General features: G+C 65.5%; 19 protein-coding genes. 3 read left to right on the plus strand and 16 right to left on the minus strand.

The window, feature by feature from the left end; all coding sequences use genetic code 11:
* Positions 1-3: 3 nt before the first annotated feature.
* Positions 4-969 carry a selenoneine biosynthesis selenosugar synthase SenB gene (gene senB, locus SPICUR_RS01370; protein WP_023365283.1) on the plus strand — a complete coding sequence of 322 codons (966 nt, stop codon included), beginning with the start codon at positions 4-6 and terminating at the stop codon, positions 967-969.
* Here senB and selD read toward each other — a convergent pair.
* Together selD and SPICUR_RS01380 are read right to left on the minus strand one after the other, a co-directional pair.
* Complete coding sequence (gene selD / locus SPICUR_RS01375; protein ID WP_023365285.1) at positions 959-3,238, minus strand: selenide, water dikinase SelD; 2,280 nt, start codon at positions 3,236-3,238, stop codon at positions 959-961. The genes senB and selD overlap by 11 nt on opposite strands.
* An 11-nt stretch (positions 3,239-3,249) precedes the next feature.
* Positions 3,250-5,289 (minus strand): M3 family metallopeptidase, encoded by a 2,040-nt coding sequence (locus tag SPICUR_RS01380; protein WP_023365287.1) that lies wholly within the window; start codon positions 5,287-5,289, stop codon positions 3,250-3,252.
* 180 nt (positions 5,290-5,469) lie between these two features.
* Between SPICUR_RS01380 and gorA the strand changes: the two genes are divergently transcribed.
* Both gorA and SPICUR_RS01390 read left to right on the plus strand, forming a co-directional pair.
* Positions 5,470-6,834: a glutathione-disulfide reductase gene (gene gorA / locus SPICUR_RS01385; protein WP_023365289.1), complete on the plus strand. Its 1,365-nt coding sequence runs from the start codon at positions 5,470-5,472 to the stop codon at positions 6,832-6,834.
* An 18-nt stretch (positions 6,835-6,852) separates the two neighbouring features.
* Positions 6,853-7,383: a gamma carbonic anhydrase family protein gene (locus SPICUR_RS01390; protein ID WP_023365291.1), complete on the plus strand. Its 531-nt coding sequence runs from the start codon at positions 6,853-6,855 to the stop codon at positions 7,381-7,383.
* On the opposite strand, the gene SPICUR_RS01395 is transcribed toward SPICUR_RS01390, so the two are convergent.
* From SPICUR_RS01395 to pilM, 14 genes are all read right to left on the minus strand, one after another.
* Entirely contained in the window at positions 7,362-8,618 is a 1,257-nt protein-coding gene (locus SPICUR_RS01395) for a cation:proton antiporter (RefSeq protein ID WP_051373224.1), read from the minus strand. The genes SPICUR_RS01390 and SPICUR_RS01395 overlap by 22 nt on opposite strands.
* Positions 8,619-8,627: 9 nt before the next feature.
* On the minus strand, positions 8,628-9,446 hold the full coding sequence (aroE, locus tag SPICUR_RS01400; protein ID WP_023365295.1) for a shikimate dehydrogenase: 819 nt from the start codon (positions 9,444-9,446) through the stop codon (positions 8,628-8,630).
* A gap of 24 nt (positions 9,447-9,470) precedes the next feature.
* Positions 9,471-10,487 (minus strand): porphobilinogen synthase, encoded by a 1,017-nt coding sequence (gene hemB, locus SPICUR_RS01405; protein WP_041381562.1) that lies wholly within the window; start codon positions 10,485-10,487, stop codon positions 9,471-9,473.
* Between the two features lie 27 nt (positions 10,488-10,514).
* Positions 10,515-10,952, minus strand: coding sequence for a bis(5'-nucleosyl)-tetraphosphatase (locus SPICUR_RS01410; protein ID WP_041381564.1), 438 nt, complete (start codon positions 10,950-10,952; stop codon positions 10,515-10,517).
* Positions 10,945-12,009 carry a uroporphyrinogen decarboxylase gene (hemE, locus tag SPICUR_RS01415; protein ID WP_023365301.1) on the minus strand — a complete coding sequence of 355 codons (1,065 nt, stop codon included), beginning with the start codon at positions 12,007-12,009 and terminating at the stop codon, positions 10,945-10,947. Before hemE ends, SPICUR_RS01410 begins: the two co-directional genes overlap by 8 nt.
* A 14-nt stretch (positions 12,010-12,023) precedes the next feature.
* Complete coding sequence (locus SPICUR_RS01420) at positions 12,024-13,430, minus strand: FAD-dependent oxidoreductase (protein ID WP_023365303.1); 1,407 nt, start codon at positions 13,428-13,430, stop codon at positions 12,024-12,026.
* A gap of 7 nt (positions 13,431-13,437) precedes the next feature.
* Positions 13,438-17,901: a glutamate synthase large subunit gene (gene gltB / locus SPICUR_RS01425; RefSeq protein ID WP_023365305.1), complete on the minus strand. Its 4,464-nt coding sequence runs from the start codon at positions 17,899-17,901 to the stop codon at positions 13,438-13,440.
* Between the two features lie 182 nt (positions 17,902-18,083).
* Positions 18,084-19,256, minus strand: coding sequence for a deoxyguanosinetriphosphate triphosphohydrolase (locus SPICUR_RS01430; RefSeq protein ID WP_023365307.1), 1,173 nt, complete (start codon positions 19,254-19,256; stop codon positions 18,084-18,086).
* Positions 19,249-20,343, minus strand: a complete 1,095-nt coding sequence (gene aroB / locus SPICUR_RS01435; RefSeq protein ID WP_023365309.1) for a 3-dehydroquinate synthase — start codon at positions 20,341-20,343, stop codon at positions 19,249-19,251. Before aroB ends, SPICUR_RS01430 begins: the two co-directional genes overlap by 8 nt.
* Positions 20,333-20,872: a shikimate kinase AroK gene (aroK, locus tag SPICUR_RS01440; protein ID WP_335324081.1), complete on the minus strand. Its 540-nt coding sequence runs from the start codon at positions 20,870-20,872 to the stop codon at positions 20,333-20,335. The genes aroB and aroK overlap by 11 nt, the downstream gene beginning before the upstream one ends.
* Positions 20,869-21,975: a type IV pilus secretin PilQ gene (gene pilQ, locus SPICUR_RS01445; protein ID WP_023365313.1), complete on the minus strand. Its 1,107-nt coding sequence runs from the start codon at positions 21,973-21,975 to the stop codon at positions 20,869-20,871. Before pilQ ends, aroK begins: the two co-directional genes overlap by 4 nt.
* A 3-nt stretch (positions 21,976-21,978) precedes the next feature.
* Positions 21,979-22,878 carry a type 4a pilus biogenesis protein PilO gene (gene pilO / locus SPICUR_RS01450; RefSeq protein WP_023365315.1) on the minus strand — a complete coding sequence of 300 codons (900 nt, stop codon included), beginning with the start codon at positions 22,876-22,878 and terminating at the stop codon, positions 21,979-21,981.
* Entirely contained in the window at positions 22,868-23,449 is a 582-nt protein-coding gene (locus SPICUR_RS09970) for a PilN domain-containing protein (protein ID WP_237220342.1), read from the minus strand. Before SPICUR_RS09970 ends, pilO begins: the two co-directional genes overlap by 11 nt.
* Entirely contained in the window at positions 23,418-24,377 is a 960-nt protein-coding gene (gene pilM / locus SPICUR_RS01460) for a type IV pilus biogenesis protein PilM (protein WP_158499821.1), read from the minus strand. Before pilM ends, SPICUR_RS09970 begins: the two co-directional genes overlap by 32 nt.
* Between the last annotated feature and the right edge of the window lie 9 nt (positions 24,378-24,386).

The following is a 24,386-nucleotide window of genomic DNA, read 5'->3' on the forward strand; positions in this document are numbered from 1 at the left end:
GCTATGAGGATCGGGTTGGTCACCCCGGCGGCTCCACGGTCGCGGGCGGGCAATCGGGCCACTGCCACGCGCTGGGCGCGACTGCTGCGTACGGCCGGGCATCAGGTAAGCGTGCTCGAGCAATGGCGGCCCGGCGATACCGGGTTCGACGTCATGCTCGCGCTCCACGCCTGGCGCAGCGCCCCGAGCATTACCGCCTTCGCCGAGCAATATCCCGAGCGGGCGCTGATGGTCGTACTGACCGGCACCGACATCTACCAGTTCCAGCACAGTGATCCGGCGGTCACCGTCGCCAGTCTCGACCGGGCGGATGGGCTCATCGGTCTGCATGATCATGTTGGCCGGGATATTCCCGCCCGTTTTCATGCCATTCTGCACACGGTGCACCAGTCGGCGACGCCCCTCCCGACGAGTGACCGCGGTCCGGTCCGTCGCCGTTTCGAGCTCTGTGTGGTCGGCCATCTGCGCGACGAAAAGGATAGCCTGCGAGCGGCGCTGGCCGCACGCAGCCTGCCCGTCGGATCCCGGGTCCACGTCCTGCAGGCCGGTCGTGCCCATACGCCGGACTGGGCCGCGGCTGCAGAGGCGGAAATGGCGGCCAACCCGCGCTACACCTGGTATGGCGAGATCGGCCAGGGCGCGATCCGACGCCTCTACGCCCGCAGTCGAGCCATGGTCATGAGCTCGGTGATGGAGGGCGGTGCGAATGTCGTCTCCGAGGCCTGTGTCGCGGGCCTGCCGATCCTCGCCAGTCGCATTCCGGGTAATACCGGACTGCTCGGCGACCACTATCCCGGACTCTATCCGGCCAGGGACACCGCTGCACTGAGCCAGCTGATGCGCCGTATCGAGCACGAGCCCGACTACCTCGCCATGCTCGCGGCGCATTGCCGGGCACTTGCTCCACGCTTTACGCCCGAGGCCGAACGCACCGCCCTGTTGCGGGCGATCACCAGCGTCACGGGTTGAGCTGAATCGGTTCAAGCGCGTCGCCCTGTGCATCGACATGGCCGATGATCGCCGTGTGGTGATAGCCGAGCGCCTTGAGTTCACTCACGCAGGCCTCCGCCTGATCGGCGGGGATACTCGCCAGCAGGCCGCCAGCGGTCTGCGGATCGAAGACCAGCGGATAGCGGGGGTGATCGGTCATCGCTTCGGCATGACGGATGGCCCGCCGCAGCCGGACGTTGGCGGGCTGCAATGAACTGAGGATGCCGGCGGCGACGGTCTCCTCGGCGCCCTCGAGGACTGGCAGCGCGGAGAGCTCGAGGGTGGCATCCACCGCCGATGGCCTTGTCATTTCCACCAGATGGCCGAGCAGCCCGAAACCAGTGAGGTCGGTGCAGGCGTTGGCGCCACGCCGGTGGAGGCACTCGGCGGCCAGGCGATTGGAGTGGCGCATCGACTGCAGCGCCTCGTCGATCCACTGACCCCGGGTGGCGAGGCGGGCATGGGCAGCGAACAGCGTGCCGGTGCCGATCGGTTTGGTGAGCACGAGCACGTCGCCAGCCTGCATACCGCCTTTGCGCATGATCCGGCCCGGCTCATCATCGATGAGTCCGTTGATCGCGAACCCCAGAGCGAGCTCGCGCCCTTCCCCGGTATGGCCGCCGACAAGGGCGCAGCCGGCGTCGTTGAGGATGTCGAGGGCCCCCGCCATCAGCTGATAGACGGTGTCTTCGACCTTCGCCTCGAGGCCCTGTGGGACCGTGGCGATCGCGGTGGCGGTCTGCGCCTCGGCGCCCATGGCGAAGATATCGCCGAGCGCATGATTGGCAGCCACCTGACCAAAGACATAGGGGTCGTCGACGAACGCCCGGAAGAAATCAACGGTATGCACCATCGCCTTACCCGGAGGGACGCGCACGACGGCCGCATCATCCGGGGCATGCAGGCCGATCAGCACATCCTCGCGCTCGACGGGTTGCAGGGCGCCCAGCGCGTTCGACAGCGTTGAGGCCCCGACCTTGGCGCCGCAACCGCCGCAGCGCATCGCGACCGCCGAAATCGCCTGGCGGGCTTCCTCGCCCTCCAGCGGCACGCGCGAGCGCGGTCCCGTCGAGCCGCTCTCCTCCATGGCGGGCAGGTCATTGAAGCGGGCCATGAAGCGGCGATCGATCCAGTCCTTGTAGCGCCAGAGCGCCCGGCCCTCGGCACCGAACGGTCCGCGCGACGCCACCGCGTACTGATCGCCAGTGCTGATCAGGGCGAGCCAGTGGCGTTGGGGTCGATAGGGAATGGGCTCGCGGTCCACCAGCGATAGTCGCAGGTTGCGGGCAAGCGGGGGTCCCTGGCGCACGGCAAAGACACCTGCTTTCTCGCGCGGGTGATTGACCATGCTGGCGACATCGCCGGCGGCGAATATATCGGGATCGGTAACGGTCTGCAGGGTATCGGTGACCTGGATAAAGCCGCTGTCGTCCAGCGCCAGTCCCGTATCCCGCAGCCAGTCAGCCCCCCCCGCCCGGGTCACCCAGACCACTTCGTCGGCCGCATGGTGCTGGCCATCAAGGGTGCTCAATCCGGTGGCGTCCACCCCCGTAACCTCAGCATTGCAGTGGACGGCGATACCGCGCTCGGCGAGGACCCGAGCGAACCGCTCGCGGACGTTCGGGGCATGCGTGGGCAGTACCGATCCGCCGCGCGTGAACAGCGTGAAAGCGAGGAGATCCGGGTCATAGCCCAGCGCCTGCAGCTCGTTGCGCAGCCGGTGGTGCATGGCGAGCAGCAGTTCGACCCCACCCGCACCGCCACCCACCACGGCGATACGCATGGGGCCCGGGTTCGTGCGCACCCGCTCAAGCAGCGCCAGCCAGCGATCGTTGAAGCGGTGGATCGGCTTGACGGCAACGGCGTGATCCGCCGCACCACCGGCATCGGCGACCCGGGGGGTCGAGCCGATATTGATTGACAGCCGATCGTAGGGGACGGCGGGACGGTCGCTACACAGGACGCGATGTCCCTCGCGATCCACGCCAGTCGCCTCAGTGCGGAAGAATCGGGCACCCGCAAATTCGGCCAGACGGCGCAGATCGATGTGGACATCGTCGTAGCTGTAATGCCCCGCCACATAGCCCGGGAGCATACCCGAGTAGGGCGTGTGGGTGTCGCGGCAGATCAGCGTCAGGCGCACGCCGGGTACCGGCTTCATGCCAAAGCGCCGCAGTACCCCGACATGGCTGTGACCGCCGCCGACGAGGATGATGTCCCGGAGGACGGGTTGCGTGGAATCCTGCATGTCGTCCTCGCTCAGGCGGCCAGGCCGCTCGCCTTTAGAAGGGGCTCGATGCTCGGCTCGCGACCGCGGAAGTGGCTGAACAGTGTCGCCGCATCCTCTGATCCGCCGCGCTCGAGGATGTTCTCGAGAAACGAACGGCCGGTGACCGGGTTGAATATCCCCTCTTCGGTAAACCGCGCGAAGGCATCGGCGGAGAGGACTTCTGCCCACTTATAGCTGTAGTAGCCCGCTGCGTAGCCGCCGGCGAAGATATGCGCGAAGCTGTTGGGGAAACGGTTGAACGCCGGCGGCTGCAGAACCGCGACCTGATCGCGGACCGCTCCGAGCAGTTCGAGGATCCGTTCGCCCTGATGACGGTCATGCTCGACGTGCAAGCGCAGATCGAACAGCGAGAACTCCAGCTGGCGGACCATCTGCATGGCGGCCTGGAAGTTTCGGGCCGCGGTCATGCGCTGGAACAGCGCCTCGGGGATCGGCTCATTGGTCTCGTGATGGCGCGCGAACAGATCCAGCGCCTCCCGTTCCCAGCACCAGTTCTCAAGGAACTGGCTGGGGAGTTCGACGGCATCCCAGGCGACTCCGTTAATGCCGGCGACGCTCGCCGCATCCACCTGGGTGAGCATGTGATGGAGGCCGTGACCGAACTCATGGAAAAGGGTTTCCACCTCGCCATGCGTGATCAGGGCCGGCTGATCGCCGACTGGCGGCGTAAAGTTGCAGGTGAGAAACGCCACCGGTGTCTGCGCCACGTCGTGATGCCGCATGCGGCCACGGGCGGTTGCCATCCAGGCCCCGCCGCGCTTGTGCGATCGCGCGTAGAGATCGGTGTAGAACTGACCGCGCAGGGCACCGTTGGCGTCGTGGATCTCGTAGAAGCGGACATCGGCGTGCCAGGTGTCGACATCCTCGCGCTCGGCGATATGGATGCCGAACAGTCGTTCCACTACCGCAAACAGACCGGCCATGACTCGATCAGCCTGAAACCAGGGCCGCAGATCCTCGGGCGAGAGCTCGAATCGGGCCTCTCGCAGACGCTCGCTGTAATAGCCCACATCCCAGGCCTGAAGTGACTCCAGACCATCGCGATCGTGGGCAAAGGCCTGGAGCGTCGCATACTCCTGTTCCGCCACTGGATGCGCCCGCCGCGCCAGATCCTCGAGGAACCCGACGACCTGTGCGGCGGAATCAGCCATTTTGGGGGCAAGCGATAGCTCGGCGTAATCGCTGAAGCCCAGCAGCTCTGCCTGTTCCTGACGCAGATCGAGGATCTCGGCCATGACCGGGTGATTGTCCCACTGGCCCGCCTGCGGGCCGGTATCCGACGCCCGTGTGGTGAAGGCTTCATAGACGCGATAGCGCAGGTCACGGTTGCTGGCGTGGGCCAGCACTGCCTGGACGATGGGCATATCGAGGCTGATCCGCCATCCGCTGATACCAGCCTGTTCGGCTTTCTGTTTCATGACGCCCAGTGCTGACGCGGGAATGCCGTCGAGGTCATCGGCCGCGTCCGTGTCCCAGGTCCAGGCGTCACTGGCATCCAGCAGGTTTTCCTGGAATCGCGCCGATAGCGCCGTGAGCCGGGCGGATATCTCCGCGTAGCGGGTCTTCGCCGCATCCTCCAGGGCGACGCCGGAGCGCTCGAAATCGCGCAGCGCATTGTCGACGGTCTGGCGCTGATCGACCGTCATCCGCTCGTGGGCCTCGCTGTCGCGCAGTGTCCGAAACGCTTCATAGAGCGCCGTGTTCTGGCCCATCTCGGTCTGGTAGGCGGATAGGGCGGGCAGGCAGGCATTATAGGCCTCGCGCAGCGCCTCACTGTTCATGACGGCGTTGAGGTGCGAGACCGGTGACCAGACCTTCTCGAGCCGGTCCTCGAGTCGCTCGAGGGGCGCGACCAGACTGTCCCAGTCGTGGTGGAGCGATGGCGCGGTCAACTCATCGATCGCCGCGCGATTGTCGGCAAGGACCTGGTCGACGGCGGGTTTGATGTGTTCGGGGCGGATCTCGGAGAAACGGGGCAGCCCGTCGGTTTCCAGCAGTGGATTGGTCATGGTGCTCCAGTGATCGGACAGGTTAGCGCTTAGGGCTCATCCTCTAGGGTAGCCCGCGGACATGTTTGTTTCGAGCGCAGCAACGCCGATCAGTTCGCCCTGGATCGATCGGCGTGACTGTCATTCTCGTGCCGATCTGTGAAAATGGTGGCTTATAGGAACGGATATCAGGAGTCCACCATGACCGATAGCGACCACGCCTATGATCTTATCTGCATCGGCGGCGGCAGCGGCGGCATCGCCACCGCCCGGCGTGCCGCGGCGCACGGCGCGCGCTGCGCCGTCATCGAGGCATCGCGTCTGGGCGGGACCTGCGTGAATGTGGGCTGTGTTCCCAAAAAGGTCATGTGGCAGGCCGCCCACAGCCGCGAGGTCATGGCACGGGCCGGCGATTATGGCTTCAGCGGCGTTGCTCCGACGCTCGACTGGGGCGCGTTGGTGAGCGCGCGGGATGCCTACATTGAGCGGCTCAATGGCATCTATGACCGTAATCTCGATAAGTCTGGGGTTGATCTGATCACCGGGCATGCGCATTTCATCGATCCGCATACCGTCGTGGTGGACGGCCAGCATTACCGAGCGGCGCGTTTCGTGATCGCAACCGGCGGCACTCCGGGTCGGCCGGGGATCCCGGGCGGCGACCTGGGCATCGACTCCGATGGTTTCTTCGAGATGACCGATCGCCCGGAAAAAGTCGCGGTGGTCGGAGCCGGTTACATTGCCGTGGAACTGGCAGGCGTCCTGCACCAGCTGGGCAGCGATGTGGAGCTGGTGATCCGGCGTGAGAAGCCGCTGCGCGGCTTTGATACAGCGATTCAGGATGCCTACGTCGAAGCGATCGGTGCGCATGGTCCAACGCTTGTGAATCATTTCACTCCAGCCGGCCTCGAGGCGGCATGGGGCGGTTATTCGCTGCATGGCACTGATGGTCGCTCGCTGGAAGGGCTCGATCAGGTGATCTGGGCTGTCGGTCGGTTACCCAATACCGATGAGCTGGGGCTCGAGGCCGCTGGCGTCGACATCGATGAATCCGGGACGATCCCGGTCGATGCCTGGCAGGCCAGCAACCAACCGCATATCTTCGCGCTCGGTGATGTGACCGATAATCCCTATCCGCTGACACCGGTGGCGATTGCGGCGGGGCGGCGGCTCGCGGACCGGGTCTGGGGGGGAGAGGCCGACCGGCATCTCGAGTATCGTGATGTCCCTACCGTGGTGTTCACGCATCCGCCCATTGGCAGCGTGGGTCTGACCGAGGCCGATGCCCGGGCCGTCCATGGTGATGCGGTCCAGGTCTATGAGACCCGCTTTGTCCCTATGGATTTCGCCCTGGCCCCGGCAGAGGCCAAGCAGCGCAGCACCATGAAGTTGGTCTGCGTGGGCGCGGAAGAGCGGGTTGTCGGCGTTCATCTGTTCGGCGTCGGCAGCGACGAGATGCTGCAGGGATTCGCCGTGGCGGTCCGCATGGGCGCGACCAAGCAGGATCTCGACGAGACGGTGGCCATTCATCCCACCAGTGCTGAGGAACTGGTCACCATGACCTGAGTCGACGGGAGTGTCGCGATGATCGAGACCTATCAAGGCACCCAACCCAGCATCCCGGCGACGGCCTGGGTCCATGACAGTGCGGTCGTGATCGGTGATGTCACGCTCCATGATTCAGTCTCGGTCTGGCCGACGGCGGTACTGCGGGGCGATGTGCACCGCATCGAGATCGGCGCCCGCAGTAATATCCAGGACGGCGTGATCGTCCACGTCGCCCATGAGGGACCGCACCAGTCCGGTCATCCGGCAATCGTCGGCGAGGCGGTGACCGTCGGCCATCGGGCAGTCATCCATGCCTGCACGATCGGTGACCGAGTCCTGGTGGGGATGGGGGCGATGGTGCTGGATGGTGCCGTGGTCGGCGACGAGGCGATTCTCGGCGCCGGTGCGCTGGTGCCGCCGGGTAAACAACTCGACGGCGGGTATCTATATCTCGGCAGCCCGGCGCGGCCCGTGCGGGCGTTGGGCAATCGCGAGCGCGAGCAGCTCGCCTATTCCGCTGATCACTACGTCCGCCTGATGGGACGTCACCGGCCCGCGGATACCTGATTGGGCCCATTCGCATCGGGCGGCCCGGTCGGCTGCGCCGCCAGTAAACGCTCAACGACCGCTGGCGTCAGCGCACAGGTTGCCAGTGTGACCATCGTCATGGCGCCGTACAGCGTTGGTGGGACCACCTCCGAGCCGTAGCGTCCGGCCTGATCAACGATCACCATTGCGATCTCTGCCCGCGGCACCATGCTCACCGCGATAACCAGTGCGCTGCCGCGGGGCGCCACGAGCCGGGCCGGCAACGCGGTTCCGATGACCTTGCCGAGCACTGCCGCCACCAGTAAGAGACCGCCAGCGCCCAGCGCGCCGGTCAGGGCAGCCGGTTCGAGCTTAAGCCCGATGCCGATGAAGAAAAACGGCGAGAGGAAGTCGTAGAGCACGATATAGGCGCGGTCCCGATGGATTCGCCGCGGCGCCTTGCTGAACATCAGGCCGGCGAACAGGGCACCGATCGCCAGCGAAAAGCCGAGCATGCCCGCGAGTGCTGCAATGAGGCTGCCCATCGCGACCACGATCAGCATTCGCGCCGGAGCGCGTTCATGTTGAACGAGTGCCCGCGTGAGCGGTGGCTCCAGCCAACGGGCGAAGATGTAGCAACCGGCCGCGAATGCCGCGAGACTCGTCAAAAGCCCCGCACCGGTGGTGAGTACGCCACCCCAGGCTACGCCGTTACCGGCGGTCAGCGTCGGGATGATGCCAAGCAGAAGCGCCATCAGGACAACGCCCGAGATATCGTCGAGTTCGGCGACATCGAGCACCAGAGAGCCCTGTTCGCTACCGAGCGCGCCCGCTGCCTGCCAGGGCGGCAGGGCAACGCCAATGCTGGTGGCAGTCAGGGCGACGCCGGCGACCAGCGAGGGAACCATATCGAACCCGATCCAACGGGCGGCGTAGTAGCCGACGCCGCCCGAGACGATCACGCTGATCAGCCAGATCACGCTCGCGCCGGGCAGTTTCGCAAGGAGGCGTTGGGGGTTGCTGCCCAGACCTACCCGGAACAGCAGGGCGACGAGCCCGAGGGCGGCGAGTAGATCGAAGGCGCCGCGCACAGCCGGGTCCATGATCGGAATGACGTCGTGACTCAGACGCAGCCCCAGTCCAATCAGGATATAGCCGACCAGGGCGGGAAACCTCAGCTGGGCGCAGAGGTGGCGCAGCAGGATGGCGAGCAGCGTAACGCCGCCCACCAGCAGGACCATGACTGAATCCGGGGTCGCACTCGCCTCGACCATCGGTGCGGCTCAGGGCCGGGTGTCGTTACGCAGTGCCTCGATCACCGGTGCCGTGCTGGGCCGGATTCCACGCCACAGCTCGAACGCGGCCGCGGCCTGCTCTATCAGCATGCCGAGCCCATCGCGGGTGCGGAATGCCCCGTTATGCTCGGCCCAGCGCAGGAACGGCGTGGGCTCGGCGCCGTAGAGCATATCGAAGGCCGTCGCGCCGTCGGCGACGATACTCGACGGCAGCATCGGGACATCGCCCTCAAGCCCGCTGGACGTGGCATTGATCACCACCTCGAAGCGCTCACCCGTCAGATCATCAAGGCCGCAGCTGTCGACGGCGCCGACATTGGCGAAGGCCTGTGCAAGCGTGTGCGCCCGCTCCGCGGTGCGATTGGCCACCACCAGGCTGGCAGGGTTTTCGTTCAGCAGTGGGGCGAGGACGCCGCTGGCGGCACCGCCGGCACCGATGATCAGGATGCGCTTGCCGGCCAGACCAACGCCGAGGTTGTTGCGCAGATCGTTGATCAGGCCCTCGCCATCAGTGTTATCAGCATAGATGGCGTCGCCGAAGATCAGGGTGTTGGCGGCACCGGCCCGCTCGGCACGATCGCTGCGCTGATCCGCCAGTGACCAGGCTTCTTCCTTGAATGGCACGGTGACGTTGGCGCCATGGGCGCCCTCCGCGCGGAACGCCGCGATGGCGTCGGCGAAGCCATCGAGCGGCGGTTCACGCCGGGTGTATTCGAGTTGCTGCGCTGTCTCCTGGGCAAAAAGCTCGTGGATGCGGGGCGAGAGTGAATGACCGACGGGATGACCGAAAACGGCATAGAAATCCATGGTGACCTCCGATGGGCGGGATTGTCAGCGCTCGGCCAACCAGCCGGCGACATCCCGCGCGAAATAAGTGAGGATGGCATTCGCACCGGCCCGTTTGAAACCGAGCAGTGCCTCCATGACACAGGCCTGGCGGTCCAGCCAGCCGTTATCGAAAGCGGCGTTCAGCATGGCGTACTCGCCGCTGACTTGGTAGGCGAATGTCGGTACATCAAAGCGCTCGCGAACCCGTCGGATGACGTCGAGGTAGGGCATGGCGGGCTTGATCATCACCATGTCCGCGCCCTCCGAGAGATCGAGTCCAACCTCGTGCAGCGCTTCGCGACCATTGCCGGGATCCATCTGATAGGTGCGCTTGTCGCCGCCGCCCAGGTTGCCGGCGGAGCCGACCGCATCACGGAAGGGCCCGTAGAATGCCGAGGCATACTTCGCGGCATAGGCGAGGATCCGGGTCTCGGTGTGGCCGTCGGCCTCCAGCGCCCGGCGGATGGCCCCGACCCGGCCGTCCATCATGTCCGACGGGGCGACGATGTCAGCGCCTGCCGCTGCATGCGAGAGCGCCTGACTGACCAGGGCGTCGAGGGTGATGTCGTTGGCGACATAGCCGTCTGCATCGAGGAGGCCGTCCTGACCATGGATGGTGAACGGATCGAGGGCGACATCGGTGACCACCGCGATATCGGGGGTGTGGTCCTTGATCGCGCGGACCGCTCGCTGAGCGAGCCCGTCCGGATTCCAGGCCTCCGCCGCATCGGCGCTCTTGGCGTTGGCGGGTGTCACCGGGAATAACGCGATGGCGGGAATCCCCAGGGCCGCGAGATGTGCCGCCTCGGCCTGGAGCCGATCAATAGTGAGTCGCTCGACGCCGGGCATCGAGGGCACCGGCTCGCTGCGGTCATGCCCGTCGATGACGAACAGTGGCTGGATCAGGTCGTTGACCGACAGCTGGTTCTCGCGCACCAGTCGTCGGGTGGCGTCATCCCGGCGCAAGCGGCGCGGACGGGTAGTGGGATAGCTCGGGCCGTTGGACGGTTGATTGCTCACGGTTGAATCCCTCCTTTCGTCGGGGGCTCAGCCAGTCGGATGATCGGGCAGTCGGGCAGTCGCCCAGTCGAGCACCCGCCGCACCCGTGGCGCGGTAATGCGGTAGGCCGTCTGCTGGTCCACCCAGCGCCACTCGTGGTGCTCGGGCGTGCCCAGATCCGGGGCGATGCCGAGGACCACCTCACGGGTGGGTGTCTCTGCCAGGTAATAACGCGCGACTTTACCGCGCGCATAAGGGCCGGTCTCGGTGAAGTCATCTCCCCAGTTGAAGTGAAGCTCAGTGATGCCGGTTTCTTCGGCGACTTCACGGCGGGCGGCCTCGAGGGGGGTTTCGCCGGTCTCGGTGCCGCCCTTGGGGAAATCCCAGTACTGATACGCGCGCAGTAGGAGGAACCGCCAGGCGGCATTTTCGGCGCGGACCAGAACCACGCCGGCGGAGAGTATGCGGGGATTCTGCCTAGTCATGCCACGCCGGGCTCAGCGAGCGGACGGCATCGACCATGGCTTTGACATGTTCCGGGGGGATCTGGGGATGCACGCCGTGACCGAGATTGAAGACATGACCACTACCGGAGCCGAACTCCCGCAGTACCCGTTCAACCTCGCGATGGATGACCTCGGGACGCGCGTACAGGATGCTCGGATCGAGATTGCCCTGCAGGGCCACGCGATCGCCCACCCGGCGCCGCGCTTCGTCCATTGACAGCGTCCAGTCGATGCCCAGCGCGTCGGCACCGCTTTCGGCGATGGTCTCGAGCCAGATACCACCGCCTTTGGTAAAGAAGATGACCGGTACGCGCCGGCCCTCACGGTTGCGGATCAGACCGTCAATGATCTGCTGGGCGTACCGGAGCGAGAACTGCGGATAGGCGTCGTGAGCGAGCGATCCACCCCAGGTATCGAAGATCATGACGGCCTGGGCACCCGCCTCGATCTGGGCGTTGAGATAGGCGGTGACCGCCCGCGCGGTCTTATCCAGCAGCCGCTCCATGACCGCCGGCTGATCATAGGCGAGTGCCTTGATATGCCGGAAGTCCTTGCTGCTGCCGCCCTCGACCATGTAGGTCGCGAGGGTCCACGGACTGCCGGCGAAACCGATCAGTGGAACGCGGCCCCGCAGCTCCCGCCGTACGCGGCTGAGCGCATCGGTCACGTAGCGCAGTTCGCTGTCCACATCCGGGATCGGCAGACGATCGACGGTCGCCGCATCGCGGACGGTGTGCTCGAAGCGCGGCCCTTCGCCCGGCTCGAAATAAAGGCCAAGGCCCATGGCATCGGGCACCGTGAGGATGTCAGAGAATAGGATGGCCGCATCCAGATCGAACCGCCGCAGAGGCTGGAGCGTGACCTCGCAGGCCAGCTCCGGGTTGCGGCAGAGATTCATGAAGCTACCGGCCTCTTCGCGGATCTGCCGATACTCCGGCAGGTAACGTCCGGCCTGACGCATGATCCACACCGGTGTGCGATCCACCGGTTCCCGGACCAGTGCCCGAAGCAGACGGTCGTTATCGAGCTCACTCATCGGACATGACCGCCTTACACGCCCATGTAGGCGAGGATGCCCTTGGCGGCCTCGCGGCCTTCATAGACGGCTGTGACCACCAGGTCCGATCCGCGCACCATATCGCCGCCCGCGAACACGTTGGGATTGTCGGTCTGGAAGGGGTGCTTGCCGCCTTTTTTAACGCGGACCCGCTCCCGCTCATCGACCCCGATGCCGTGATCATCGAACCACTCGGGGGGGCTGGGACGAAAGCCGAATGCCATGATCACTCGATCGGCCGGGATGATTTCCTCACTATCGGGCACCGTCTCCGGGCGTCGGCGACCGCGCTCGTCGGGAGCACCAAGGCGTGTGGTGACGACCTTGACGCCCTCGACCCGGCCGTCACCAACGATTTCCGCCGGCTGGCGGTTGAACTGGAAGTCGACGCCCTCTTCGCGAGCGTTGTAAACCTCCCGCCGGGAGCCCGGCATGTTCTCCTCGTCACGCCGATAGGCGCAGGTGACGCTGGTGGCGCCCTGGCGCAGCGCGGTCCGGTTACAGTCCATCGCGGTATCGCCACCGCCCAGCACCACGACCCGTTGGTCGGCCATGTCAATGAACTCATCGGGGCTCTTCTCGAAGCCCATGATGCGGTTCACGTTGGAGACCAGGTAGGGCAGTGACTCATAGACGCCCGGCATGTCCTCGCCGGGAAAACCGCCGCGCATGTAGGTATAGGTGCCCATGCCGAGGAAGACCGCGTCAAACTCGCGCTCGAGCGCCTCGTAGCTGATGTCGGTGCCGACATCGACGCCGAGGCGGAACTCTACGCCCATGTACTCCATGATCTCGCGGCGCTTGGCGATCACTTCCTTTTCCAGCTTGAACGAGGGGATGCCGAAGGTCAGCAGCCCACCGATCTCGGGGTAGCGATCGAAAACCACCGCTTCGACGCCGTTGCGCACGAGGATGTCGGCGGCGCCCAGACCCGCGGGACCGGCCCCGATGACGGCGACGCGCCGACCGGTGGCGACAATCCCGGTCATATCAGGGCGCCAGCCCTGCTTGAACGCCTCGTCGGTGATGTATTTCTCCACCGATCCGATGGTGACGGCGCCGAAGCCGTCATTCAGTGTGCAGGCGCCCTCGCAGAGCCGGTCCTGGGGGCAGACGCGGCCACAGACCTCGGGCAGCGTGTTCGTCTTGTGCGATAGCTCGGCCGCCTCAAACAGATTGCCCTCGGCGATTAGCTTGAGCCAGTTGGGAATGTAGTTGTGGACCGGGCATTTCCATTCGCAGTACGGGTTGCCGCACTCCACGCAGCGGTCCGCCTGGGCGGCCGCATGCTCGGTGCTGAAGTCACCGTAGATCTCGGTGAATTTCTGGACCCTTGCCCGGGCCGGCTCTTTCTCGGTGTCCTGCCGGGGGACGTCGATAAACTGAAAGTAGTTACCCATAGCTCTCTCAGGCTGCCTGTCGCAGCGTGCTCAGTACTTCGTTGATGTCAGCAGCCCGCGGCTTGACCAGCCAGAAACAGCCGACGTAATCCCGGAAATTATCGAGGATCTCCTGACCCCAGGGCGATCCCGTCTCGTCGATATACTCAGCGATGGTATCGCGCAGGAATTCCCGGTGGGCGGTCATCGGCTCGGTCTGGACGCGCCGGATATCGATCAGCTCATGGTTGTAGCGGTCGACGAACTGGTTATCCATGTCGAGCACGAAGGCGATGCCGCCGGTCATGCCCGCCCCGAAATTGAGTCCGGTGGACCCGAGTACACAGACGACACCGTCGGTCATGTACTCACAGCCGTGATCGCCGACGCCTTCCACGACGGCGTGCGCCCCGGAGTTCCGGACCGCGAACCGTTCACCCGCCAGTCCGGCCGCGAACAGCTTGCCACCGGTGGCGCCGTAGAGGCAGGTGTTGCCGATGATGGTGGTGTCCTGACTCGCGAAACCACTGACCTTCGGCGGACGGATGATCAGCTTGCCACCGGCCATGCCCTTGCCGACATAGTCGTTGGCGTCGCCGTCGAGGTACATGTTCAGGCCACCCGCATTCCAGACACCGAAGCTCTGCCCGGCGCTGCCGGACAGATGCAGTCGGACGGGCGAGCCGCTCATGCCCAGGTTGCCGTGGCGGACCGCGATCTCGCCGGACAGCCGCGCACCGATGGAGCGGTCGTCGTTGCGCACTGCATACTCGAAGTCACCGCCTGATGCGGACTCGATGGCCGGCAGGGCGTCGGCCACCATGCGCTCGGCAAGCTCGCCACGGTCGAACGGCACATTGCTGGGTGTGATGCAGTGCGTGGGCTTGTCCGGATCGAGTCCGCCGTCGGAGAGGATCGGCGAGAGATCGAGCTTCGCCTGGCGTGAGGTCTCGGGGGCGCGCTGCTCGAGCAGATCGACCCGGCCGATCAGTTCCTCGAGCGAGCGGATCCCCAGCCGCGCCATCCACTCCCGTGTCTCCATCGCCACGAAGGTGAAGTAGTTGGCGACCCGCTCGGGCGTGCCGATGAAATGCTTGGTGCGCAGGACTTTCTCCTGCGTCGCCACGCCGGTCGGGCAGTTGTTGAGGTGGCAGACGCGCAGGTACTTGCAGCCCATCGCGATCATCGGCGCGGTGCCAAAGCCGAAGCTCTCGGCCCCCATGATGGCCGCCTTGATCACGTCGAGCCCGGTCTTGAGCCCGCCATCGGTCTGCAGCCGGATCTTGCCGCGTAGATCATTGGCGCGCAGCGTCTGATGGGTTTCAGTGAGACCCAGCTCCCAGGGCGTTCCGGCGTACTTGACCGAGGTCAGCGGGCTGGCGCCGGTGCCGCCGTCATGGCCGGCAATGGTGATCAGGTCGGCATACGCCTTGGCCACGCCGGCCGCCACGGTGCCCACACCGGGCGCCGCCACCAGCTTCACCGAGACGAGCGCCTGGGGATTGACCTGCTTGAGGTCGTAGATCAGCTGAGCGAGGTCCTCAATGGAGTAGATGTCGTGATGCGGCGGCGGCGAGATCAGCGCCACGCCGGGCTTCGAGTAGCGCAGCCGGGCGATCATCTCGTTGACCTTATGACCGGGCAGCTGTCCGCCCTCGCCGGGCTTGGCGCCCTGCGCGACCTTGATCTGCAGCACCTCGGCGTTGCGCAGGTAATGCGGCGTGACGCCGAACCGGCCCGAGGCGACCTGCTTGATCTTGGACATCCGCTCGTTGCCGAAGCGGTGGGCATCCTCGCCCCCCTCGCCGGAGTTGGAACGCCCGCCGAGCCGGTTCATGGCGATCGACAGGGCCTCATGGGCCTCGGGCGAGATCGCGCCCAATGACATCCCGGCCGAGTCGAAGCGGCGGATGATGTTCTCGAGCGGCTCGACCTCATCGAGCGGGATCGCTGTCCGGTCTGTGACCTGGAACAGATCGCGCATGGCGGCCACCGGGCGTGTGTTCACCGTTTCGGCATAGGCCTGGTAGCGCTCGTAATCGCCGGTGTAGGCGGCCTCCTGCAGGGCGGCCACTACATCGGGGTTGTAGGCGTGGTATTCACCGCCATGGACATACTTGAGCAGCCCGCCCTGGGCGAGGGGCACGCTGGCCCGCCAGGCCTGTTCGTGGAGACTGCGCTGGTCTTCCTCGAGGTCCGCGAAATCCGCGCCCTGGATGCGTGAAGTGGTGCCGGTGAAGCACAGGTCCACCACACTGTCACCCAGGCCGACAATCTCGAAGAGCTGGGCACCGCGATAGCTGGTGATCGTCGAGATGCCCATCTTCGAGAGGATCTTGTAGAGCCCCTTGTTCAGGCCCTTGCGGTAGTTGCGCAGCAGGTCCGGGAGCTCGGCACCCTTGATCTCGCCGGTACGCAGCTGATCCTGCACCACCTCGAAGGCCAGATATGGGTAGACCGCCGTCGCGCCGTAACCGATCAGCACCGCGCACTCGTGGCTGTTGAGGGCCGTGCCGGTCTCCACCACCAGGTTGGTGTCGCAGCGCAGACCGGTGCGCACCAGGTGATGGTGAACCGCACCGGTGGCGAGCAGTGCGTGCACCGGGATGCGATCGCGGGAAAGCTCGCGGTCGGAGAGCACCAGCAGCGTGGCACCGCCGCGGACGGCCTCGGCCGCCTCGTCGCGGATGGCGTGAATGGCCGCCTCCAGCGAACCGTCCGTGGCAAATCCAAGGTCGATGTGGTGGACGCGCTCGCCGTCGCGGTGCTCCTCGATCAGGCCGAGAAACTTGCCGTCGGAGAGGATCGGCGAGTCGAGCACCAGGCGCCGGGCATGGTCCTCGACCTCTTCGAAGAGGTTCTTCTCGGGGCCGAATACGGTCTCGAGCGACATCACGATCTGCTCGCGCAGCGGGTCGATCGCCGGGTTGGTCACCTGGGCGAACTGCTGGCGGAAGTTGTCATATAACGGCCGCACCTGGCGCGAGAGCACCGGCATCGGCGTGTCGTCGCCCATGGAGCCGACCGCCTCCTGGCCGCCCTGGGCCAGGGCGCGGGTGACGATGTCACGCTCCTCGAAGGTCACGCCGAACTGCTTCTGATAGGCGTCCAGCTGATCACCGATGCGCGACTCGCGCGGATCGCCGGCGCCGTCCACCGAGGGCACATCGCGGGAGTGCTCGGCCAGCCAGCGCTTGTAGGGCGCGCGGTTCTTGAGCCGCTCGTCGACGTCTTCAGGCAGGATCAGGTTGCCGGTCTCGGTGTCCGCCGCGAGCATTTCACCGGGCTTGAGCCGGCCCTTTTCGACCACCTGATCGGGGTCGTAGTCCCAGACGCCCACTTCGGAGGCCAGCGTGATGTGCCGATCCTTGGTGATCACCCAGCGCGCCGGGCGCAGGCCATTGCGGTCGAGCGCGCAGGCGGCGTGCCGGCCGTCGGTCAGAACGATGCCGGCGGGCCCGTCCCAGGGCTCGATATGCTGGGAGTGGAATTCATAGAACGCGCGCAGATCGGGATCCATGGTCTCGACATTCTGCCAGGCCGGCGGCATCAGCAGGCGCAGGGCGCGGAAGATGTCCATGCCACCGGTAATCAGCACGTCGAGCATGTTGTCGAGGCTCGAGGAATCCGAACCGGTGAGATTGACCAGCGGCTGGATCGCCTCGATGTCGGGCAGCAGTGGGGTGCTGAACCGATAGGCCCGGGCGAGGGCCCAGTTGCGGTTACCCTGGATGGTGTTGATCTCGCCGTTATGGGCGAGATACCGGAACGGCTGGGCCAGCCGCCACTGCGGCAGGGTGTTGGTCGAAAAGCGCTGGTGGAAGACCGCCAGCGAGGTCTCGAGGGCGGGATCCTGCAGGTCTTTGTAGAACACCGGCAGGTTCTCCGGCATGACCAGACCCTTATAGGAGAGCACGCGCGCTGACAGGCTTGGAATATAGAAGGCCGGATCAACGCCATCCAGCGCCTTCTCGGCACGCCGGCGCGCCATGAACAGGCGGCGCTCGAACTCCGACTCTTCCATGTCGTCAGGGGTGTTGACGAACACCTGGGCGATCTCCGGCAGGGTCTCCAGCGCCTGTTCGCCACAGGCGCTGGTATCCACCGGCACCTCCCGCCATCCGGCGGCGGGCACCTCGTAGTGGGCGAGCGCATGCTCGAGCACGGATCGGGCATGACGGCCCGTCGCCTCGTCACGGGACAGGAAGACGCAGCCGGTCGCGAATCGATCATTCAGCGCGATGCCCTGATCGGCGGCCGCCTGGCGCATGAAGGCGATCGGCGGTTTGATCAGCAGACCGCAGCCATCACCACTCTTGCCATCGGCGGCGACCGCGCCGCGATGCGTCAGCCGCGCCAGCGCGGAAATGGCCGTTTCCAGTAGCCAGTGGCTGGGCTGGCCGTCCATATGCGCGATCAGGCCAAAACCGCAGTTGTCTCGCTCGAACTCGGGCCGATATAGCGTCGGGCCGTTAAAGGGTAGTTGCTCCACGCGAACTGCCTCTCTGTTATTGGCTGGGATTGGGCGTTTTCATCCGTTCGGATCCTGTCGGGACGGGATGTCGTCAACGCCTCCGGCGGCGCCAGCGTTTGACGTCCTCAATCAGTCTGCGACTTCCATGTCAGCGGGCAAATGATTAGACAATATAGCGCGGGCGCCGTTTTGCGGCAATCTCAGGTAAGTTTCCTCGGGTCCGTGAGACGCTCGTATTCTTCGAGGGCAAAGCGATCTGTCATGCCCGCGATGTAGTCGGCGATCACTCGTGCCCGACCGCGTTCGCTCTCCGGCGAAGACTGATCTGCTGCGCTTGTCCGGAATCCGGGGGGCAGTAGCTGGCCATCATTCATGAAGCGCTGGAACAGGGCGCGAATGACATGATCCGCCTTCGTGGTCATACGGTGGACGCGATAGTGCCGATAGAGATTTTCCATCAGATGGTCCTTGAGGGCGCGGTGTCGGGCATACATGCCAGGACTGAACCCGATCAGTGGTTGTTGCAGGGCGCGGACCGCTGCCGGGCTGTCCGGTCCGGCCTGATCGATGCGCTCGCGACTGGTCGCCAGGAGGTCGTTGACCTGACCAGCGATCAGCTCGCGGACTATCCGATAGACCCGCCGACGGCCGCCAAGTTTCGGGTGTCCGGCCTCGACCTGCCGGTACAGTGTGTCGATCCATTCCACGCCGCGCAGCGCATCCAGGTCCAGCAGCCCGGCGCGCAGGCCGTCATCGACGTCGTGGCTGTTGTAGGCGATTTCATCGGCGATATTGGTGAGCTGCGCCTCCAGCGCCGGCTGGGTGCCATCGAGAAAGCGCTGCCCGACCGCGCCAAGCCGTTCGGCGTTGGCCAGTGGGCAACGTTTGACGAGCCCTTCCCGGGTCTCGAAAGTAAGGTTGAGACCGTCATGATCCGGATAGCGGGCCTCGAGCTGGTCCACCACGCGGAGTGACTGCAGATTGTGCTCGAACCCGCCGTAATCGGTCATGCAGTCATTGAGTGCTGCCTGTCCAGCGTGACCGAAAGGGGTATGACCGAGGTCATGTGCCAATGCAATCGCCTCGGTGAGGTCCTCATTGAGGCCCAGTGCCCGGGCGATTGTCCGCGCGATCTGCGCCACCTCCAGACTGTGGGTGAGGCGGGTCCGGAACAGATCGCCCTCGTGATTCACGAACACCTGCGTCTTGTACTCCAGGCGTCGGAAGGCCGAACTGTGGATAATCCGATCGCGGTCGCGCTGGAAGGCGTTGCGCAGGTCCGGTCGGGTGTCCTCATGGAGGCGGCCACGACTCGTGGATGGACGGCAGGCATAGGGCGCGAGGCCCAGGGGATCCTGGGTCGGGTCATTCATGGCCGACGGCCTCCAGCGTTGCCTCGAGTGCGCGGGGATCGTAATCTGCGGTGACGGTCGCATCCCCCAGGTTGCGTAACAACACCAGCCGAAGCTCGCCGTTGCGGTTTTTCTTGTCCCGGGCCATGAATTCGCGGAACCGGGCCGGGCCGATATCGTCCGGTGCCCGTATCGGCAGTCCGGCGCGTTCGACCAATGTGATCGCGCGGTCACGCTGGGCAGCGCTGATCCATCCGAGGCGGGCCGACATCCGGGCTGCCATGCACATGCCCGCGGCGATCGCCTCGCCATGCAGCCAGTCACCATAACCCCGGGCGCCCTCGATGGCATGGCCGAAGGTATGACCGAGGTTGAGTAGCGCCCGTTCGCCCGACTCGCGCTCGTCGGCGGCGACGATCGCCGCCTTGTTGCGACAGCAGCGCTCGATGATGAATGCCATCGCCGCTGGATCACGGGCCATCGCTGCGTCGATATGCGCCTCGAGCCAGTCGAGGAAATCGCGATCGCCGAGCAGTGCGTATTTAATAACCTCCGCCATACCGGCGCGGAGCTCCCGATCGGGGAGTGTGTCGAGCACCGCCAGATCGGCAATGACTGCACGTGGCTGGTGGAAGGCACCGATCATGTTCTTGCCGCGGGGATGATTAACGCCCGTCTTACCGCCGACTGACGAGTCCACCATCGCCAGCAGCGTCGTCGGCACCTGTACGAAATCGACGCCGCGCTGGTAGGTCGCGGCGACGAAACCGGCAAGATCGCCGATGACTCCCCCACCCAGGGCGATGACCTGACAGTCACGGCTCAGGCCGTTGACCAGCATCGTGTCAAAGACCGGCAGCATCGATTCGAGTCGTTTCTCGTGTTCGCCGTCCGGCAGACAGGCGCTCGCGAATCGCCGGGCGGCAAACGCCGATTCCAGTCGCTCCAGATAGAGCGGGCCAACGGTTTCGTTGCTGACTGCCATGACTTCGTCGGCGCTGACGCAGTCGCGTAACAGCTCGCGGTCATCCAGTAGGCCACGACCAATGACAATCAAATAGCGGCGCTCGCCGAGCGCGACCTCCACGCGGCGGGGTTCATCCTTCATGGGAGAGCTCCGTTTTCAGCAGTCGCTGGGCGAGTCGCTCGGCGATCCGCTCCGGCGAACCATCTTCTGTATCGATACTGATGTCGGCCAGCGCCTCGTAGAGTGGGGCCCGTTCCGCGAGGATCGCGCGCAAACGGCCCGCCGGGTCTTCGTCGCGTAGCAGCGGGCGGTTGCTGTGGCGTATTCGGGCAAGCTGCGCGGGTACGCTGGCCCGCAGATACACGACCTGACCGCGCTCGCTGAGGTGGCGGCGGTTATCGGCATCGAGGATGGCGCCGCCGCCGGTGGCGAGGAGGATGCCGGACTGCTGGGTCAGGCTGTCGAGTAACTCCGCCTCCCGGCGCCGGAAGCCGGCCTCACCCTCGATATCGAAAATGCGTGGGATATCCACTCCGGTCCGCGCCTCGATCGCGGCATCCAGATCCACGAACGATAGACGCAGCCGCGCCGCCAGGCGCCGGCCGATCGTGCTCTTACCCGCGCCCATCGGGCCGATGAGGAATACGCGCTTGGTCATGGTCATGGTCATGGTGCAGAGTCTATCGTTTTTGTCCCGGTGGTCGTGGCATCGAGGATGCGGGGCGTGACGAAGATCAGCAATTCACTGCGATCATTGACGCTGGAGCGGCGCTGGAACAGCCCGCCGACAAGCGGTAGTTCGGAGAGCACCGGGATCCGGCTGACCCCCTCGCGCCGGGTCTGCTCAAACACGCCGCCCAGCACCACCGTCTCGCCATCGGCGACGAGGACATGCGTGCGCACTGCCTGGGTATTGATCGCTGGGCCCTCCGGGGTTTCCTCGCCGCGACTGTCCTGATTGATTTCAAGCGCGAGCTGTACCTCGCCATCGGGCGTGATCTGTGGGGTGACCACCAGCCCCAGTACGGCCTCACGGAACGCGATGCTGGTGGCGCCGCTGGAGGTGGCCTGCTCGAACGGGATCTGGACACCCTGCTTGATCGCGGCCTCCCGATGGCTGGCGGTGACCACCCGTGGACTGGAGATGATCTCACCCTCATTCTCGCTCTCCATTGCCGAGAGCTCGAGTTCGAGCAGATAGCTGCCGATCTTGCCGATCGCGACCCCGGCGCCTCCAGCCGCATTGCCGACGGGCAGGTCCACCATCAGGCCATCCTCGTCGAGCGTGCCACCCGTTTCGATGGTGGTGTCGCCGGTCCGGTTCTGCCGCTGGGCGTTGAAGCGCACCCCGATTTCATCACTGAAGTCATCACTGGCGATCACGATGCGTGCCTCGATGAGGACCTGCTGGACGGGTACGTCGAGCCGTTCGACCAGCCTCCGGGTACGAGCGATGGCGGATTCGCTGCCGCTGATGATCAGGGTGTTGGTGCGCGGATCGACGCGGGTCTGTGCGTTTTCGAGCAGGCGGGCGAGCTCGTTGGCGTCGGCGTATTGAATCGGTATGAACACGGTCCGTGCCGTCGTGGTAGCGGTGGTGATGGGATCGTCGGTGGCTGTGGGGCCATTGATGGCCTCTACCTGCCGTCTGACCTCCGGGAGGGTCACGTCCTCCACATCCAGGCGGATGGGCTCGTCGGCGACGGCCGATCCAGCCATGACCCCTGTCAGGATGGCGAGTACTGCCCGATATTGTATGCCGATGGTCTGCATCCGCTAGTCTCCTGTCCCCTCGGTGCCTGAATGGCGGTGAATGATGCGTGGCCGGCCGCCGCGATCTGATCTCACCGGTTCAAGCGTGATGGCCTGGGGCCGGATTCGGGTCAGGCGTCCAATACCGGGTACGGGGTCACCGACGCGCGAGCGGTGGAGCTGGCCGTTGTGATCCCGGATCAGCGCCCACTGCGCATCGCCCCGCATGATCCGGCCTAGATAGGCGACATCATGGGGATCGGCCGACGTGGTGCCGATCGCTGGATGAAAGGGATCGCGGCGTAACGGCGTCGGGACAGTCATGGTATCGACCGCTCCGGCCGCCTGCGTCCAGCCGCTGTCAGCGTCAACCGTCGCGGCGTCGCCGCCTGGATTGGGTTGCCAGTGGCCATTCAGGCTGACCCCCATCGTGAGCTGTCGCCGATCATGCTCGGCCTCTACCTGGTCAAGCGCCAGGCCGGTTGCTGTGACCGCCCGCGTCGTAGCGTCGATCGCGGTCAGCAAGCGCACCAGCGCCTCCCATCGCCCCTGTACGCGGACGGTGATCGCCTGATGGCGGTAGCCGGGTGTCTCGCCGGTTTCACCCGGCGCGATATCGATGATCCTGACATCGCGGTCGGCGGCCAGCGCGGTGAGGTGGCTGATCAGTCCGGATTCATCGGGTTGGCCTGGCAGTCGCATGGGATGCTGGCTGACCGCCTCACTGAGGGTCTCGAGGGCCCTACGCTGCTCCGCCAGTCCCGCTGCCGTGCGCTGATGGGCTGCGAGACGCTGACTTAGCGCGTCGTTGCCCGGTTCGATGGCGCCACGCTTGGACAGCGCCGGTTGCAGGGTGATGAACCAGCCAATGGTCAGGCCCAGAATCAGCGCCATGACTGTGCGCTTGAGTGTCTCAGCGATCATGGTCGGATAACGCAGTGGGTCGGCGGTTGAGTACCAATCGGAATCGCTGCCCCGGTGCTGATTCGAGGGGATGGTTGCTGAGACGATGGACACGGAATGCGGCGAAGCCCGGCTCGGCGCGGAGCGCATCGATGAGTGTCGGAATGGCTGCTGACCGTGAGCTCCGGCCCTCAATCACAAGCTTGTTGGGCCGTTGTTCGAGCCGGATGAGCGAGATCGGCAACGGCAGCGCGGCCATCACGCCGGTCAGTGCATCGACGGCTTGGGTTCGCCGCTGCTGGAGCCGATCCATTGCTGACTGCCGGGCATTGAGGCGATCGATCTCCTGATCGAAGCGCTGGGCGCGTTCGACATCCGCTTCGAGGGCCGCGATGCGAGCCTTTAGTCCACTCTGGCGGTCGCGCTCGGCCAGGTTGCGGTCAGTGACCGGCGCCGCTATTGCGACCATGATCATCAGGCCGGCAAGTACCGCGAATACCGTGATCAGTCGCAGGCGTTGGCGCTGGCGGCGCGCCTGCGTCTCCCGCCAGGGCAGGAGATTAACGCCAATGGGCATTCGGATCTCCGGCATGAAGGGCAAGGCCCATGGCGGTCAGTAGCCGGGGTAGCGACCGGCTCAGTTCACTGACGTCGACCGTCTCGGCAATGTCGAGTGCGTGCAAGGGGTCAATACGCCGGCAGCGCATCACCAGGCGTTGGTCCAGTGCAGCGGCCAGTTGCGGGCTGCTGCCGCCGCCAGTCAGGCTCAGAACACCCGGCGCGCGGGCGTCTGGACTCCCGTGGTGCATGGCCATTGCCTGCTCAATGACCCGCAGACAATCGTTGTCATCCGCCCCGGCGCCGAGGGCGTGATCCTGGCGGTAGTGGATGCGCTGGCGATCGAAGATGGTCAGATGGAGTCGCGTGCCGACATCCAGGAGGGCGACCGGTGCGCTGTCCGGACCGGAATGCAGCTGGGTATCGGCGAGCGCGGCCCGGGCGATGGCATGGGAGTCGAGATCAACGAGCCGGCACTCTAGATCGGAGGTCTCCAGCTGTCTGCGCCGCCGTGTCAGTGCCTCGGCGCGCGCCGCGACCACCCGGACCGGTTGCTTGCCACGATCGGCGTCGAGCGCGAGTCGCCGGAAATCGCAGGCAAGCTCATGATGGGGCTGTTTCAGCGACGCTTCGATATCGAGGCTGACCCGGATGCGCAGGGCTTTCTCCTCGAGCTCTGTCGGGACCTCGATCACGCGGGTGATGGCCTCTTCATCGGGCAGGGCGGTCGCGGCAGCGCGGGCACCCGGTGCCGCCGTGCGCACCGCACGCTTGATGGCGGCGGTGAGCGCCCCGTCAAGCGCTGCAGGGTCTGCAGGCGCCGGAGCGGTACTGATCGGCTCAATGGCGAAGCCGCTGATCACGGGCCTTTCGCCGCTCCGCCTCATACCCACGGCCTTGATCGCCGTGGTGCCCAGGTCGATCCCCACCGTTGGGGGATGGTATGGGTGGATCAGGCGCATCCGCTCACC

This window comes from Spiribacter curvatus, assembly GCF_000485905.1.
GTDB classification, from domain to species: domain Bacteria; phylum Pseudomonadota; class Gammaproteobacteria; order Nitrococcales; family Nitrococcaceae; genus Spiribacter; species Spiribacter curvatus.